Source organism: Sphingobium sp. LB126, from assembly GCF_002795205.1.
Lineage (GTDB): Bacteria > Pseudomonadota > Alphaproteobacteria > Sphingomonadales > Sphingomonadaceae > Sphingobium > Sphingobium chungbukense.
In genome coordinates this window covers 2,067,982-2,085,325 of the sequence record NZ_NETV01000001.1, presented here as the reverse complement: position 1 = coordinate 2,085,325, position 17,344 = coordinate 2,067,982, and the positions used below count along the sequence as shown (strand labels likewise).

Here is a 17,344-nt window from a genome sequence, read left to right as displayed (position 1 = left end):
CAGATCCGTCATGACCGGCCCATAGCTCGCCCGGAAACGCCGATATGGCCGTCAGAAGGGGACGAGTTTCATGACCAAGCCGACATTGCTCCGGGCGCTGCTGCTCGGCACTATCGCCACCGCGCCGTTCACCGCCGCCATGGCCGCCGAAGCGCCCGTCGCCGACGCCAGCGCAGAGCAGGCGATCGGCGAAGGGTCCAATATCCTCGTCACCGCAACCAAAGCGAACGAAATCGCGCCCGTCACCGCCTCGCTCCAGGCGACGCAGCCACAGGCGATCATCTCTCGCTCCTTCATCGAGGATTCGCTGCCCGCGACCGCCGACTTCAACCAGATCGCGTTGATTTCGCCCAGCGTCTCCAATTTCGGCAACACCAACGGACCGGGCCTGTCGGAATCCAAGGCGCAACTGCGCGGTTTCCAAGACGGCGAATATAATATCACCTATGACGGCGTCCCGTTCGGCGACACCAACGATCCCTCGCACCACAGCAACACCTTCTTCCCGTCCAACACGATCGAGACGCTGGTGGTGGATCGCGGTCCCGGCAATGCGTCGAACCTGGGCATCGCGACCTTTGGCGGCAGCATCAATCTCTTCTCCCGCGCCACGCGCGAGGATGCGAGCGCGGAGATCAAGGGCAGCTATGGCAGTTGGAACACATGGCTGACCCGCGCCGTGCTGCAGAGCGGCGCCATCGACCGGCTGGGCGGAACGGAGGTCATGCTGTCGGCCCAGCATATCGAATCGGACGGCGCCCGCAGCTTCAGCCCGTTCAAGTCGAACAACATCTTCGGCAAGGTGATGATCCCGATCAGCCCTGACGTGACGCTGACGCTGCTCGGCACCTATAACGAGAATCGCTTCAACCAGCCTGACAAAGACGGCGCGACGCGTAGCCAGATCGCGCTCTACGGCAAGAATTTCAGCCTGAACAACGACCCCGCCAGCCAGACCTATTCTGGCTATAACCACACCCACAAGACGACCGATTTCGAGATCGTCAAGCTGGAGGCGAATATCGCGCCCGGCTCGACCTTCGAAAATCGCGCCTACACCTACAGCTACGACAATGAGACGCTGAGCGGCAACGATGTGACATTGTTCGCGACGGCAACCCCGACGCAGATCGCGACGGCCAACATGGTCGCGCTCGACCCCGCCCATCCCAAGACGCTGACGGTCGGCGTACCGGGCTATACCAAGACCAACAAATATCGCGTCTGGGGCGACATCGCCAAGGCGAAGGTGCAACTGACCGACTTCGCCACGCTGACCGGCGGCCTCTGGATCGAATGGGCCAATACCTATCGCCAGCAGCGCGACGTGAACCTCGTCACCATGGCGCCCAACTATGTCGAAAAGGCACTGGACCTCACCAAATATCCGGCTGGCACGGTGCAGCCACCTGCCAATGTCAAGTTCGACCAGAACAGTCGCACCAACCATTATGAACTGTTCACCGAACTGGAGCTTCGCCCGCTGCCGGGCCTCACCATCACACCGGGTTTCAAGCATGTCGATTTCGAGCGGCGGATCGACGCGGCCTATAACCAGACGACCCGTTTCGCGCAGCATATCTCCAAAAATTATCAGGCCGATCTGCCCTTCCTGACCGCCAACTATGCCGTGAACGACCGGCTGTCCATCTATGGCCAGTTCGCCAAGGGGTTCCTGGCGCCCTCGCTCAGCACCCTCTACGTGGTCTATCCGCAATTCTCGTCCGCCGCGCCGCAGAAATCGACCAATTATCAGACCGGCTTCGTCTATCATGGTTCGCATCTCAGCCTGGACGCGGACGTCTATTATATCGATTTCCGCAACAAGATCTCGACCGATCCGACCGCGCCCGCCAGCGAAGGCACGGTCTTCATCAATCTCGGCCGGGTGATCTACAAGGGAGTCGAAGGGCAGGTCACCTATGCCTTCGACAATGGCCTGGCAGTCTTTGCCAATGCGTCGCGCAACTATGCCAAGACCGACAATCCGGGCACCGCGGACCTTCAGGTCGCCAATGCGCCGACCTGGACGGCGGCGGGTGGCGTGCTGTTCAAGAACGGGCCGATCCGCTTCTCGCTGATCGACAAATATACCGGCCCGCAATCGGCCACCGGTGCCGCCAATCCCAGCTATCGGATTGCCGGCTACAACAGCGCGATCCTGTCGGCCAGCTATGAGGTCGGGCCGGCGCGCATCGGAGTGCAGGTGAACAACCTCTTCAACTCGACCAGCCTTACCAACATCAATGCGGGCAAGACGGCGCAGTTCGACCAGCTCTTCTTCCAGACCGGCCGTTCGGTGACGGGCGACATCACCCTCACCTTCTGACCGGAGCGGGCGGATGGGCGGCGGCTTGACGAAGGGACTGGCGGCAACCGCCCTCCTCTGGGCGAGCGGGGCGGCGGCGGAAGTTCCAGCGCCGCTCTCCACCTATATGCTGATGACCGGCGGCGGGCCGGTGGCGCGGGCGGTGATGGCGGCAGGGGACGCCTGCCCCGTACTGACGCTGGACGGACGGCAGATGGCGATGGCGGTGCGCGCCGAGCCAGCCGACCTGCCGCTGCGCCCCACCAGGTCGATGGCGGAAAACAGCAAGCCCTCCCGCTTTCCTGTGCGGGTCTGCGAAGCAGCCGTACCCGCGACGGCACGGGCGGTGCGGATCGGCACCCGCGCACTGCCGGTGCCCCGCAGGACCGCGCGGCGGATCGTGGTGATCGGGGACACCGGCTGCCGGATCAAGGCATCGGACAATGCTTATCAGGCATGCAACGATCCCCGCGCCTGGCCCTTCGCCCGCATCGCGGCGCAGGCGGCGGCGTGGAAGCCGGACCTGGTGGTGCATGTCGGCGACTATCTCTATCGCGAAAATCCCTGCGCCGGCCATGCGGGCTGCACCGACACGCCCTGGGGTTATGGCTGGGATGCATGGGACGCGGACTTCTTCACCCCGGCAGCGCCCCTGCTCGAGGCCGCGCCCTGGCTGATGATACGCGGCAATCATGAAAGCTGCCTGCGCGCTGGTCAGGGCTGGTGGCGCCTGCTCGCCGCGCAGCCGCTGGAGGCCGGGCGCGATTGCAATGACGCCGCCAGCGATGCGCGCGGCGACGACAGCCCGCCCTTCGCCGTGCCGCTGGGCGGCGGGGCGCAGATCATCGCCATGGACCTTGCCATCATGGGTGAGGATGAAATCCCGCCCGGCGATCCGCGTTACACACAGATCCGCTCTATCCAGCGGGCGATCGCGGCCATGGCGAAGGGGCACAGCTTCACTTTCGCCGCCGATCATTATCCGCTGCTGGGCCTCAACGCGTCGGACAAGAAGGGAACGCTGCGGATCAAGCCGGGCTATGAGGCGGTACGGTCGACCTTCGGCATCGACGATCCCACGCTGCGCCTGCCCGGCATCGACGCGCTGCTCGCGGGCCATGTCCATGCATGGCAGCAGGATGATTACGGCCCCGGCCATCCCGGCCAATGGATTTCCGGCATGGCCGGCACGCAGGAGGATGTGACGCCGATCCCCGCCGGCCGGGCGCTGGGCCAGGAACCCGCGCCCGGCGCGAAACTGCTACGCTTCGACAGCTGGACGGGCGGCTTCGGCTTCATGACGCTGGAGCGGACGGGCAGGCGGCGCTGGCGAGTGGAGCTGCACGCGCTGGAGGGCGGGGTCATCCGCCGCTGTACCATCGTCGGGCGGCGATCCGCCTGCCCGCGCTGAACCTTACTATATTGCAATTAGGCGCTTCCCTGCCGCGAGCCTAAAGCCCTTCGCATGATCCGCAGGCCCTTTTTCCTCCTGTTGCCAGCTCTTGTCGGGGGCTGCGTGCCCTATCGTCCCCAACCGATGGACGTAGCGGCAATGGCCGCCGCGCGCGCGCGGCGGCCCACCGATGCGGAAGCCGTCCGCGCCGAGCAGGCCCGGATCGCGCCGGATGCTCCTTATGATGCGGCGCGCTGGTCCCGGCTATCGGTGCTGGCGGCGCTGCTGGTGCACAATCCCGACATCGCTGCCGCCCGCGCGACCTGGATCTCGGCAAGGGCGCAGGCGCGGGCGGCGCGTCAGGCCCCCGGCGCGGCCCTGACGCTCAGCACCGAATATGCGCGCGACCCTTCCACCAGCTCGCCCTGGCTGCTGGGCGGCGCCATCGACGTGCCGCTGGACCTGGGCGGGCAGCGAGCAGCCCGGATCGGCAGCGGGGAGATCGCCGTCACCATCGCACGCCATGACTATGCCGACACACTCTGGGCGGCGCGGATGCAGGCACGCCGCGCGCTGATCGACATGCTGGTCGCCGTCCGCGAGGCAGCGACGGGAGAACGGCTCCTCGCGCTCCGCGACCAGCAACAGGCGGCGATGGAAAAGCGGCTGAGGGCCGGCGCCGTTGCCCGCGCCGATCTGGAGCGGGTGCGCGCCGATGCTGCCGGCGCGGCAGCATCGGTCGAGGACGCCCATGGCCGCGCGGCGGCGGCGCGGCAGGCGTTGGCCGCCGCCATCGGCCTGCCCGCCGGGGCGCTGGCACCCATCGCCTTCGACTGGCCCGGCTTCGACAGCCCCCCGCCCGATCCGACCGCCGGCCTGGGCGACCCCACCGGCGCCACGGTCGCGCGGGCCGACGTGCTGAAGGCCCTCGCCGCCTATGATCAGGCCGAAAACGACCTGCGCGGCGAGGTCGCGCGGCAATATCCCGCGATCAGCATATCGCCCGGCTATAGCTGGGAGCGCGGTCTTACCAAGCTGCCCTTTTCGGTCGGGCTGGCGCTGCCTCCGCTCGACATGAACCGCCACGCCATCGCCGCCGCCGAGGCCCGGCGCAGCGAGGCGGCGCGCAAGCTGGAGGCGGTGGTCGCCGCCGCCAATGCCGGGCTGGAGAGCGCGATCAGCGAAGCCCGCCTCGCCCGCGCGGCGCTGGCGCGGGTGCGGCAGGCGGACCTGCCCATCGCCCGCCGCCTCGCCACCAATGCCGATGCACAGTTTCGCCGGGGCGCGATCGACCGCGCCGACTGGGCCGCAGCACAAGGCGGTGTGCCGCAGGCGGAACTCACCGAACTAGCCGCGCTGGCCCGCGTCCAGGCCGCCGATGCGGCGCTGGAGGACGCGCTGCGCCGCCCGCTGGAAGGACCCGAAATGCATCTCACCCCCGGCGCGTTGGAGCCGACCCCATGAAGCCGCTCTATCTGGCCGCCGCCTCCGGTATCGCGGGTGCCGCGCTGGCGGGCGCGCTGCTCGTTGCCTTCCCTGCCCTCCTCAGCGGCCGGGACGAGGATGACGCGGCAGGGGCGAAGGCCTCCGCCCCCGTCGCGCAGGATGGCATGGTGATGCTGGACCGGGCTGGCGCGGCGCGCGCCGGCATCCGGCTCGTCACCCTGGCGCCGTCGCGCGCGCCCGCCATCCGCCGTGGCTTTGCCCGCGCGCTCGACATCAGCGCACTGGCTGCCATAGAGGCCGAGATCGTGAGCGCCCGCGCCGCGCTGGCTGCATCGCAGGCCGATTATGCGCGCCAGCACGCGCTCGCCAGTGATGAGCAAAGCGCGTCGGTCCACGCCGTCGAGATCGCCCGCGCCCAGGCCCTGGCGGACCAAGCTCGGCTCACCGCCGCCATCCGGCGGATCGAGCTGGAATATGGCCCCGCCCTTGCCCGGGCTTCGCCGCAAGCGCTGGACCAGACGGTGCGCAGCCTGGCCGATGGCGAGACCAGCCTGATCCGCGTCGACTTCACCGACGGCACGCCGCCGGACGGGACAGTGGTGCAGGTCGGCGAAGGCCCTGGCGCGGCCCATGTCCGGTTGATCGGCGCGGCCGCCAATGCCGATCTGCACCTGCAAAGCGCCGGTGCCCTGGCCATCGTCCGGGGGCCATTGGCGCGCGAGCTGGGCACCGGCCGCGTGCTGCCCGTCAGCATGGCGGGCAGCGCCGGCGAAAGCGGCACGCTGGTCCCGCGCGATGCGCTGCTGCGCTATCAGGGCAGCCTCTGGGTCTATCGCCTCGAACCGGGCGGCGGCTATCGCCGGGTCGAACTGACCGGCGCGCGGCCGCAGGCGGGTGGCTGGTTCGCGCCGTCCGGCGTCCGGCCGGGCGACCGCGTCGCGATCGGGGGACCGGCCGTGCTGCTCTTCATGGAACGCGGCGGCGAACCGATGAGGGAGGACGACTAGCGCCATGCTCGCCCTTGTCGTCCGCCAAAGCGTGCGCCATCCCTGGATGGTGCTGACCGCCGCGGTGATGCTGTTGATGGTCGGCGGCCTGTCGCTGCGCAGGGCGCCCTATGACGTCTTTCCCGACTTCGTGCCGCCGCAAGCCACGGTGCAGACCGAAGCGCCCGGCTTCGTGCCCGAACAGGTGGAAGCGCTCGTCACCCATCCGCTGGAAAGCGTCATCAACGGCGCCAATGGCGTGGAATCGGTGCGATCGGAATCCATCCAGGGCCTGTCGGTCATCACCATCGTGTTCAAGGAGGGCAGCGATCCCTATCGCGCCCGGCAGGTGGTGGCCGAGGCGCTGGGCGATGCCGCCGCCCGCCTGCCCGTCGGCGTCGGCCCGCCAACGCTGACACCGCTGACCTCCTCCACCATGGACCTGCTGAAGATCGGCTTCACCTCGTCCCGTTTGAGTCCCATGGCCCTGCGCGACCTGGTGCAATGGACCGTGCGGCAGCGGCTGCTGAGCGTGCCCGGCGTAGCGCGCGCGACCGTCTTTGGCGGGGCGCAGCGGCGGATCGAGATCCGCGTCCGCCCGACCGACCTCATCGCCCGCAACCTCTCTCTCAACGATCTTGGCGCCGCCATCCAGGCCAGCGCGGCGGTGCGCGGCGGCGGCTTTGCCGACACGCCCAGCCAGCGCATCCTGGTCCAGCCGGACAATGGCGCGGTGACGGCGAAGAGCCTCGCCAATTCGGTGCTGATGCCACTCAACGGCGGGTCGCTGCGATTGGGCGATGTCGCCGATGTAGTCGACGCGCCCGCGCCGCAATTCGGGGACGCGCTCATCATGGGCAAGCCCGGCGTGCTGCTGGCGCTGTCGAGCCAATATGGCGCCAATACGCTGGACACGACATTGGCGGTGGAAAAGGCGTTGGACGACATGCGTCCCGCCCTCACCGCGCAGGGGGTGACGCTCTATCCCGCGCTCCACCGTCCGGCCAATTTCATCCAGACGGCGCTCGCGGGCATCCGCCACGACCTGCTGATCGGCGGACTGCTGATCGGCTTCGTGCTGATCGCCTTCATGCGCAGCCTGCGCGTCGCGCTGATCGCCTTCCTGTCAATCCCGCTGTCACTGCTGGCTGCGATGCTGGTGCTCGACCATTTCGGCCAGACCATCAACACGATGACACTGGGCGGCCTCGCCGTGGCGCTGGGCGTGGTGATCGACGACGCCATCGTCGACATAGAGAATATCGCCCGCCGCCTGCGCCTCGCCCCGCCGGGCCTGTCGCGGGCCGCCGTCGTGGAGGCCGCCTCGGTCGAGGTGCGCGCGCCGGTCGTCTATGCAACCTGGGTGCTGCTGCTGACCATGGCGCCGATCCTGCTGCTGACCGGGCTGCACGGCGCCTTCTTCCGCCCGCTGGCGCTGGCCTTCGCGCTCGCGGTACTCGCATCCCTGCTGGTCGCGGTCAGCGTGACGCCCGCGCTCGCCTTCCTGCTGCTGGGCCATGCCGTCCATCCGAAGGAGCCGCGCTTCATCGCCCGCATCAAGGGCGCGCATGAGCGGCTGGTCCGCCGCCTCTGCGCCCATCCGCGCCCGATCGCCGCGGCTACGGCGCTGACCGGTATCATTGGCGGGCTGTTGTTCCTGTCGCTCGGCAATGAACTGCTCCCCGCCTTCCGCGAGCGCCATTATGTGCTGCAAGTGCTGGGGCCGAACGGCGCGTCGATGGACTGGATGCGGCGGGCGGGCGGGCGCATCTCGCATGACCTTCTTGCCCTGCCGCAAGTCGCCACTGTCACGCAGCAGATCGGCCGCGCCGAAGCGGGCGAAGATACCTTCCTGCCCAACCACAGCGAGTTCCATGTCAAGCTGAAACCCGTCGACGGCGCGGGCGAGGAAGCCGCACAGGCGGGCATTCGCAAAATCCTCTCCCGCTATCCGGGAATCCAGAGCGAGGTCCTGACCTTCCTCGGCGATCGTATCGGCGAAAGCCTGTCGGGCGAAACGGCGGCGGTCGCGATCAGCATCTATGGTGCCGATCTTGACACGCTGGACCGTGTCGCCGGAGACATAGCCCAGGTCGTGGGTGCCATGCCCGGCGCGGCGGACGTGCAGGTCAAGGCGCCTGCGGGAACGCCAATATTGCGCATCCGTCTCGACCCGAACCGCATGGCGCTACACGGCATCACCGCGACCGATGCCTATGACGCCATCGAGATCGCCTTTCAGGGCCACGTCGTCACGCAGGCCAGCGATGCCGACCGCACCGTGGACATTGCCCTGGCCTTGCCGCCCGCACTGCGGCAGGACCCGGAAAGCATCGGCGCGATGCTCGTCCGCGCGTCGGACGGTAACGCGACCCCGCTCAGCGCCATCGCGACGATCCGCGAGGAGGAAGGCCGCTCCACCATCGTCCACGAAAGTGGTCAGCGGCGACAGGTGGTGACGCTCAATCCCACCGGATCCGACGTCAGCGGCTTCGTCCATGCCGCTCGCGCCCGCATCGCCGCGCAGGTCCACCTGCCCCCCGGCGTCTATCTCGACTATGCCGGGGCTGCCGAGGGACAAGCGGCGGCATCGAACCAGCTGATGCTGAATATCGGCTTCGCCGCTATTGCCATGATCGCCCTGCTGGCGCTGGCCTTTGGCGGCGGGCGGCCAACCGCGCTGATCCTGTCGAGCACACCCTTTGCACTGGCAGGCGGCGTGGTCGCGGTGTTGCTGACCGGGGGCGTCGTGTCGCTGGGCGCGCTGGTGGGTTTCGTGACGCTGTTCGGCATCGCCGCGCGCAACGCGATCCTGCTGCTGTCCCATGCCGATCATCTGGTGGAAGCAGAAGGCGCGAACTGGTCGCTGGACACGATGTTGCGCGCGACGCGGGAACGGGTGACGCCGATCCTGATGACCGCGCTCGTCACCGCGCTGGGGCTTGCACCGCTGGCCATCGACGCCGGGCAGGCAGGGCGCGAGATTCAGGGACCGATGGCGGTGGTGATCCTGGGCGGCCTTATCAGTTCTACGGCGATGAGCCTATTGCTGCTGCCGGTGCTCTGCCTGCGGTGGCGCCAGCCGCAATGATGATTTCTAAAGCCCCGCGACAGCGCCGCTCGATTAGAGGGCAGCGACATGGCCGTTCTTTCTCATGCGGTCGTTGGAGGTCAAACCTCGGAAAATGGCCGCATATGCTCTTGTGGTGCCCCACCAATCATTACTTTTGAGCCTGCGGCACTGCGTCATTGAAAGCAGCCCCGTCAGTCCCAATCTTGCCGCGGTTCACGGCCTTAATGGCAATGACGCCATTTTTCCCCTTGCCCCGGCGGCCATCCCATGCACAAAGCTTGCCAATTGTCGCGGCCGGGGCAGGATTTTTACCGGCGATCAACCATGCGACAGCAAGGATGAAGTGATGGACGACGTGATGATGCAGGACCGGACAGCCCCGGCATCGCCCCTCCCCCCACAGGAAGTAGGAGAGGGCCTGTCCGTCATCTCGATCGCCAAGAGCTATGACAAGCGTGTCGTGCTCGCCGACGTGTCGCTGACCGTCGGCAAGGGCGAAGTCGTCGGCCTGCTCGGCCCCAATGGCGCCGGCAAGACCACCTGTTTCTATTCGGTCATGGGGCTGGTACGGCCAGACCATGGCCGTATCGTGCTGGACGGGCAGGACATCACCGGCCTGCCCATGTATCGCCGCTCGATATTGGGCCTTGGCTATCTGCCGCAGGAAACATCGATCTTCCGGGGCCTCACCGTTTCCCAGAATATCAGCGCGGTGCTGGAACTGGCGGAGCCGGACAAGGCGGCACGGGCCGCGCGGCTGGAACAATTGTTGGAGGAGTTTGGCCTGACCCGGCTGCGCGATTCATCCGCGATGGCGCTGTCGGGCGGCGAACGCCGCCGCTGCGAGATCGCCCGCGCGCTGGCGGCCAACCCGTCGATCGTGCTGCTGGACGAGCCCTTCGCGGGCATCGATCCGCTGTCCATCGCGGATATTCGCGATCTGGTGAAGCAGCTCAAGACCCGCGGCATCGGCGTGCTGATCACCGACCATAATGTCCGCGAAACGCTGGAGATCGTGGACCGCGCCTGCATCATCTATGACGGCAAGGTGCTGTTCGCGGGTAGCCCGACCGAACTGGTCGCCAATGCCGACGTGCGGCGGCTCTATCTGGGCGAGAATTTCTCGCTCTGACATGACCGGCAGGCTGGCCCTTCCTGACAACGGCGAGGGGAAGGGCTGATGGCGCTCGGGCCCCGTCTCGACCTGCGGCAGAGCCAGTCGCTTGTCATGACACCGCAGCTCCAGCAGGCGATAAAGCTGCTGGCGCTGTCCAATCTGGAGATCGAGGCATTCGTCGCGGGCGAGATGGAGAAGAACCCGCTGCTGGAATCCAGCGGGCCGGACGACGATTTCGCGCCGCCCGCCGACGGAGTGGACCGGGCGGCGGACCAGCATGACCTGCACGCCGAGACGGGCGATGCCGACCAGTTGATCGGGCAGGGACTGGGCGGCGCGGATTCGCCACTGGACGTCGACTATGGCGCGGAAACCTTCATAGACGATGGGCCAGGCGACCGGGTGGCGAGTGCGATCGGCTCCGGCGGCATGGACATGGTGTCCGGCGGCAGCGGTGAAGCACCCGATTTCGACAGCTTCGCCAATCCGGAACAGGGCCTTCAGGAGCATCTGATGGATCAGGCCCGCAGCATTTTGTCGGGCAAGGACCTGACCATCGCCACCCAGTTGATCGGCCAGATTGACGAGGCGGGCTATCTGGAGGCCCATCTGCTGGAGACGGCCCATGGCCTCGGCGTGCCGCTCCACCAGGTCGAGCAGGTGCTGGCGGTGATCCAGAGCTTCGATCCTACAGGCGTCGGCGCGCGGTCATTGTCGGAATGCCTGGCGTTGCAGGCGAAGGAGGCGGATCGCCACGACCCCTGCATGGCGAAGCTGCTCGCCAATCTCGACCTGCTCGCCAAGGGCGCGCTGCCCCAGCTTCGCCGCATCTGCGGCGTGGATGAGGAGGATATGGCGGACATGATCCGCGAATTGCGCGGCTATGACCCGAAGCCGGGCCTGCGCTTTTCGATGGAAAGCGTCGCGCCCGTGACACCCGACCTGTTCGTGCAGCCGACGCGCGAGGGTTGGTCGATCGAGGTCAACGGCGCCACCCTGCCCCGCGTGCTCATCAACCGCAGCTATTATGTCGAACTGGCTTCCGGGCCGCAGGACAAGGCCTCGAAAGCCTGGCTCACCGATTGCCTGGCGAGCGCCAACTGGCTGGTGAAGGCGCTGGACCAGCGACAGAAGACCATCATCAAGGTCGCGAGCGAGATCGTCCGGCAGCAGGAGGATTTTTTCCGCAAGGGCGTGGAGCATCTGAAACCGCTGACCCTCAAGGCCGTGGCGGATGCGATCCAGATGCATGAATCGACCGTCAGCCGGGTGACGTCGAACAAATATCTTTCCTGCCCGCGCGGGCTGTATGAGCTCAAATATTTCTTTTCCAGCGGCGTGGCCGCGGCCGGTGGCGACGGCGCCGTGTCCGCCGAAGCGGTCAAGAGCCACATCAAGGCGCTGATCGGTGCGGAGGCGCCCGATGCCATCCTGTCCGACGACACGCTGGTCGACCTGCTCCGCGCCAAGGGCATGGATATCGCCCGCCGCACCGTCGCCAAATATCGGGAGGCGATGGGGATCGGCTCGTCCGTGCAGCGGCGGCGGCAGAAAGCATTGCGCGGGCGGGCCGCTTGACCCAGAGGCTCCGGACAGCCAGATCAGCCGCCCCACAGCAAGGAAACCCATCATGTCCGTCGCCTATCTGAACGGCCGCTTCGTGCCTCTGGAGCAAGCCCAGGTCTCTGTGCTGGATCGTGGTTTCCTGTTCGCCGACGGCATTTACGAGGTCGCGGCGGTGATCGACGGCAAGCTGGTCGACAGCGCTTCCCATCTCGCCCGGCTGAAGCGGTCGACGGATGCGATCGGCATCGCCCTGCCGCTTTCCCGCACGGAGATCGAGGCGGCGCAGAGGGAGCTTGTGGCCCGCAATGCCCTGGTGGAGGGGTTGGTCTATCTCCAGATCACGCGCGGCGCCGACGCGACCCGCGATTTCCTGCCCTCGCCCGACATCCGACCGACGCTGGTGATGTTCGTCCAGGCCAAGCCTTTCCTCGACGTGCCCGCCGTCCGCAATGGCATAGCGGTCGCGACGATGCCCGACCTGCGCTGGGCGCGGCGCGACATCAAGAGCGTCGGCCTGCTGGCCCAGGCCATGGCCAAGCGCGCCGCCGCCGATACCGGGGCACAGGAGGCCTGGATGGTCGAGGACGGCTTCGTCACCGAAGGCGCGTCCTCCACCGCCTTCATCGTGACGGAGGAAGGCATCATCACCCGCCCTTACAGCCAGGCGGTGTTGGCGGGCTGCACCGGCGCGGCGCTCACTGCGCTGGCGGAGGAAAGCGCCATCGCCGTCATCCGCCGACCCTTCACCGTAGCGGAGGCACTGACGGCCAAGGAAGCCTTCATCACCAGCGCCTCGACGCTCTGCCAGTCGGTGGTGCGGATCGATGGCCAGGCCATCGGTGACGGCACGCCAGGTCCGGTCGCGATGCGGCTGCGTTCCCTCTACATCGCCTTCGCGCGCAGCACGGCCGTCTGACGGTCACGCAAAACTTGATCCATTTCGGATGAATCCCGGTCCCGCCATTTCGGCGGGGAGGGACGCTCCATTTCGGTATTCCACCCTCCCGAAGATCCAAAAAGCGCAATGCGAGGCCGTTCGTCGGCGACATAATCTCCATATCGGAGATTAGTTTGGCTGCGTAACAAAGCATTTCCGATAAGCTTCGTCCGGCAATCGGGGAGATTTCGGCATGGGAATGGATCAATTCGGCTTCGGCACATCGCCGGGCCAGCCCTTTGGCGCAAAGGACGATCGGCCGGGCCTGCTGATCCTGGCGGATAGCCCGTATCTCGACGATGCCGAGGCGCTGAGCCACGCGGCGGGTCTGAGACTGCTGGGCACCGTGACGCTGGAACAGGCCGCGATGCGCCTCGATACGCAGATCGGCTGCGACCTTGTCCTGCTATTCTGTCCGTCGCCCAATGATCTGCTCGAACGGCTGCTGGTCCAGGTCGAGACCCTGGCGATGCAGAATGATATGCCGGTCATTCTGGTCGCAGGTCTGCACACCATCGATCTCGCCTATGCCTGTATTCGCAGCGACCGCACGCAACTCTTGTGCGCGCCCGACCATGCCGACCTGGCCGCGGCGCTGCTCGCCGCCGCCGATCAGACGCAGTTCCATCATGTTCTCGAAGCGAACCGCGACAATGAAGGCCTGAGGCTCCAGCAGTTGAGCGAGGAAGTGAGCCGGCTCGCGCGCACGCTGGAGGCGTTGACCCTGCGCCCGCGCCATGCCACGTCCTCCTTCGAGCTTGGTCCGCGCATTTCTGACCAGCCCAGCGATTATATCGGCATGCCCGCGCTCGAGCCGATCGGCAGCGCGGACAAGCCATCGGACACTGTCGAAGTCGACGCCGTGCAGGTACGCGACCTGCTGCGGGCGCGGCGGTTGCGCGACGATTTCCTGCCCGCCGACCTTTTTGCCGATCCCGCCTGGGACATGCTGCTGGACCTGCTGGCGGCGCGGCTGGAGCATGAGCGGGTCTCGGTGTCCAGCCTGTGCATCGCCTCGGCCGTGCCGCCGACCACGGCCCTGCGCTGGATCCGGACGCTGACGGAACAAGGCTTCGTCCATCGCCAGGCCGATCCGCATGACGGGCGCCGCGTGTTCATTACGCTGACCGATCATACGGCGGAGGCGCTGGCCCGCTGGTTCACGGCCAGCCGCCGTTTCCTGTGCGCATGAACAATATGCTGTCATCACGGCTTGACCGGCGAGCGGATTGTCGTAGATAGGCGCGCACCGAAGGCCCTGCGGTCAGCACGGACATCGGGCGATTAGCTCAGTTGGTAGAGCGTCTCGTTTACACCGAGAATGTCGGCGGTTCGAGCCCGTCATCGCCCACCATCTCTCTTTAAAGCTGTTTGCCCAAGAGGCCGGATGGTTTATCGTCCGCCGAACATCAGCCCTTTGTAAGGCAGTCGGCTTATGCCTCTCACACTCCTGCTAGGCAGTACGATAGCACCCTTTCTATTGATATTTTCGCCGCTTTCGCTGGCCGCCGCGCGCGATTGCCTCGATTGGAAGATGCCGGCCAAGACTGTGGACGTCGCAGCGGGAAAACCGTGCCACGGGAAAAAGCCGCCATTGCTGCTGATGTGAACGGCTTCTGGCGGATATTGCGGTGCAACCTCGGCGCTGCTAATCGGTGCCGCCATGATCCAGCCGCCTGAAATCCTCCGAGTCTCCAAGTCCCGTGTCTCTTGCGACGGTTCGGGCGACATTCCCGCCGCCCTCGGCCATCCGCGCGTCTTCCTTGAGATCGATGAGCATGGCTATGTCGACTGCGGCTATTGCGACCGCCGGTTCGTGCTGGTCGGTGGCGTTGCAGACACACCGGAAATCGCGGGCCTGCCTGACATTTCCTCGGGCGCCAGCCTTTAAGCCTACGATTTTGATTGGGCTTGCGGCCTGCCCCTCCTATATCGGGCGGCATGACCGAAACTGATCTCCAGTTCACCGACGCGCGCGGCCTGATCTATCGTCCGGGCCTGCTCGATCCCGATAGCGCGCGTCGCCTGACCACACAGGCGCTCAAAAGCTGCGACGATGGTGAGCTGTATCTGCAATATCGGGCAAGCGAGAGCTTCGGCTTCGACGATGGAAGGCTGAAAACCGCCGATTATTCGACCGATGCGGGTTTCGGCCTGCGCGGGGTGTCGGGCGAGATGACCGGCTTCGCCCATGCCAATGACATCAGCGAAGCCGCGATCCGCCGCGCGGCCGAGACGCTGACGCTGCTCGATCCGGCCAAGGGCCAGCCTGCGCCGCCCCCGCTGCATACCAACCGCCATCTCTATACCGACGTCAATCCGCTGGAGATCGTGCCCTTTGCCGAGAAAGTGACGCTCTGCGCCGCGATTGACGCTGCCGCCCGCGCTCGCGATCCGCGTGTCGCGCAGGTGTCGGTGAGCCTGGCTGGAAGCTGGTCGGTGGTCGAGATCGTCCGCGCCGACGGCTTCACCGCGACCGACATCCGTCCCCTGGTGCGACTCAACGTCTCTGTCATCCTGGAGGAGAATGGGCGCCGCGAGACCGGCGTGTTCGGTATCGGCGGGCGCTATCTCTACGACGAGGTGATGGACCCGGCGATCTGGAACCGCGCGATCGACGAGGCGCTGGCGCAGGCGCGGGTCAATCTGCGTTCGGTGGCTGCCCCCGCAGGCGAGATGACCGTCCTGCTGGGGCCGGGCTGGCCCGGCGTGCTGGTGCACGAGGCGATCGGTCACGGCCTGGAAGGTGACTTCAACCGCAAGGGCACCAGCGCTTTTTCCGGCAGGGTGGGTGAACATGTCGCGGCGCCGGGCGTCACCGTGGTCGATGACGGCTCCATCATGAACCGGCGCGGCTCGCTTTCCATCGACGACGAAGGCACGCCGACGAAGGAAAATGTGCTGATCGAGGATGGCATCCTCAAGGGGTATATGCAGGATCGCCTGAACGCCCGGCTGATGGGCGTGGAACCAACCGGCAACGGCCGCCGCGAAAGCTATGCGCATGCGCCGATGCCGCGCATGACCAATACCTTCATCAAGGGAGGCAATGACGATCCGGAAGAACTGCTTTCCCGGATGAAGTCGGGCATTTTCGCGAAAAGCTTCGGGGGTGGGCAGGTCGATATCGTGTCCGGCAAGTTCGTCTTTTCCTGCACCGAGGCTTACAAGGTCGAGAATGGCAAGCTGGGCGAGCCGATCAAGGGTGCGACGCTGATCGGCGACGGCCCGACAGCGCTGACCAAGGTCATCGGCATCGGCCATGACTGGGCGCTGGACGAAGGCATCGGCATGTGCGGGAAGGGCGGCCAAAGCGTGCCCGCAGGGGTTGGCCAGCCCACGCTGCTGCTGGAAGGCCTGACCGTGGGTGGCACGGCGACCTGAGGCAGGGAAGCCGTGGGTTGAGGAACTCCTGCGCCCTTCCATCTTTGTCCATTTATGAACATGTTGACCGACAGTCATGATGCGGTGACGGCCGACTGGGCGGCGGCACTGCTGGATTTCTGGTTCAACCAGATTGGCGAGGCGGGGTGGTGGAACCGCGATCCCGCGCTGGACCGGCGATGCCATGTCCGTTTCCACGCCTTGTGGGAGGAAAAGCGCCGCCTGGATGCGGCCGAATTTCTCGATCGGGCCGATGACGCGCTGGCTGCGGTGCTGCTGTTCGACCAGTTGCCGCGTAACATGTTCCGGGGCACGGCGCAGGCCTTCGCCACCGACGGACTGGCGCGGCAGGTGGCGCGCGGCGCCGTCGCGCAGGGATATGACATCCAGATCGGCGGGGCAGGCCGCCTGTTCTTCTACATGCCCTTCCAGCATAGCGAAGACATGGATGACCAGACATTGTCGCTCAGCCTGTTCGAGGGGGCAGACGATGCAAAGTCGCTGGATTTTGCGCGGCAGCATTACAGGGTGATCGAGCGTTTCGGCCGCTTTCCCCATCGCAATGCCCTGCTGGGCCGTTCCACCTTGCCCGAGGAGCAGGAGGCGGCAAGGACGGGCGCAGGCTGGTAGGTTCCTTATTTCTGCCTAATTTTTAGGCAGAGCCACGCCACTGCACAAATTTTTGGCGGCGCAGCATGAGCCACCTGGAAGAAAATCCTGCGTTAACGCGCCTTTCACAAATTGGCACGGCACTTGCTGTGTAACTTGTCGCACACCAGTAACAGGGGGCGACATGAAACTTGTCATGGCTATCATCAAGCCGTTCAAGCTTGACGATGTCCGCGAGGCTCTTTCCTCGCTCGGCATCGCCGGCATGACGGTGAGCGAAGTGAAGGGCTTCGGCCGCCAGAAGGGGCAGACCGAAATCTATCGCGGCGCCGAATATTCGACCAACATGGTTCCGAAGATCAAGATCGAGGTGGTCTGCGACGACGACCTCGCGCCGCGCGTCGTTGAAGCCACGCAGGCGGCCGCCAATTCGGGCGCCATCGGTGATGGCAAGATCTTCGTCCTCGATGTCGAGCAGGCGGTGCGCATCCGTACCGGCGAAACCGGCGAAACCGCTCTGTAAGG

General features: G+C 66.2%; 13 protein-coding genes and 1 tRNA gene. All 14 read left to right on the top strand.

All coding sequences use genetic code 11. From position 1 onward, the window contains the following. Positions 1-70 precede the first annotated feature (70 nt). The 14 genes from CAF53_RS10145 (at position 71) to CAF53_RS10080 (ending at position 17,342) form a co-directional block, all read left to right on the top strand. Entirely contained in the window at positions 71-2,329 is a 2,259-nt protein-coding gene (locus CAF53_RS10145) for a TonB-dependent receptor (RefSeq protein WP_100237994.1), read from the top strand. Positions 2,330-2,342: 13 nt separating this feature from the next. Next, the gene (locus CAF53_RS10140; RefSeq protein ID WP_100237993.1) at positions 2,343-3,719 is read left to right on the top strand and encodes a metallophosphoesterase; all 1,377 of its coding nucleotides are present in this window, start codon (positions 2,343-2,345) and stop codon (positions 3,717-3,719) included. 105 nt (positions 3,720-3,824) lie between these two features. Then, on the top strand, positions 3,825-5,165 hold the full coding sequence (locus tag CAF53_RS10135) for a TolC family protein (RefSeq protein ID WP_197707389.1): 1,341 nt from the start codon (positions 3,825-3,827) through the stop codon (positions 5,163-5,165). Then, entirely contained in the window at positions 5,162-6,154 is a 993-nt protein-coding gene (locus CAF53_RS10130; protein ID WP_100237991.1) for a hypothetical protein, read from the top strand. Before CAF53_RS10135 ends, CAF53_RS10130 begins: the two co-directional genes overlap by 4 nt. A 4-nt stretch (positions 6,155-6,158) precedes the next feature. Next, positions 6,159-9,224 (top strand): efflux RND transporter permease subunit, encoded by a 3,066-nt coding sequence (locus CAF53_RS10125; protein ID WP_100237990.1) that lies wholly within the window; start codon positions 6,159-6,161, stop codon positions 9,222-9,224. A 328-nt stretch (positions 9,225-9,552) separates the two neighbouring features. After that, positions 9,553-10,338, top strand: a complete 786-nt coding sequence (gene lptB, locus CAF53_RS10120; RefSeq protein ID WP_046761755.1) for an LPS export ABC transporter ATP-binding protein — start codon at positions 9,553-9,555, stop codon at positions 10,336-10,338. 48 nt (positions 10,339-10,386) lie between these two features. Beyond that, on the top strand, positions 10,387-11,901 hold the full coding sequence (gene rpoN, locus CAF53_RS10115) for an RNA polymerase factor sigma-54 (RefSeq protein ID WP_046761756.1): 1,515 nt from the start codon (positions 10,387-10,389) through the stop codon (positions 11,899-11,901). 52 nt (positions 11,902-11,953) lie between these two features. Further along, on the top strand, positions 11,954-12,805 hold the full coding sequence (locus tag CAF53_RS10110; protein WP_100237989.1) for a D-amino-acid transaminase: 852 nt from the start codon (positions 11,954-11,956) through the stop codon (positions 12,803-12,805). A 214-nt stretch (positions 12,806-13,019) separates the two neighbouring features. Further along, entirely contained in the window at positions 13,020-14,018 is a 999-nt protein-coding gene (locus CAF53_RS10105; protein WP_100237988.1) for a winged helix DNA-binding protein, read from the top strand. A gap of 86 nt (positions 14,019-14,104) precedes the next feature. Beyond that, positions 14,105-14,180 (top strand) — tRNA-Val (locus CAF53_RS10100). A gap of 309 nt (positions 14,181-14,489) precedes the next feature. Next, positions 14,490-14,717, top strand: coding sequence for a zinc-finger domain-containing protein (locus CAF53_RS10095; RefSeq protein WP_100237987.1), 228 nt, complete (start codon positions 14,490-14,492; stop codon positions 14,715-14,717). Between the two features lie 50 nt (positions 14,718-14,767). Then, positions 14,768-16,210: a metalloprotease TldD gene (tldD, locus tag CAF53_RS10090; protein ID WP_100237986.1), complete on the top strand. Its 1,443-nt coding sequence runs from the start codon at positions 14,768-14,770 to the stop codon at positions 16,208-16,210. 54 nt (positions 16,211-16,264) lie between these two features. Next, positions 16,265-16,840: a DUF924 family protein gene (locus CAF53_RS10085; RefSeq protein ID WP_100237985.1), complete on the top strand. Its 576-nt coding sequence runs from the start codon at positions 16,265-16,267 to the stop codon at positions 16,838-16,840. A 163-nt stretch (positions 16,841-17,003) separates the two neighbouring features. Next, a complete protein-coding gene (locus tag CAF53_RS10080; RefSeq protein WP_013847864.1) occupies positions 17,004-17,342 on the top strand; it encodes a P-II family nitrogen regulator in 339 nt (112 codons plus the stop codon). Positions 17,343-17,344 lie beyond the last annotated feature (2 nt).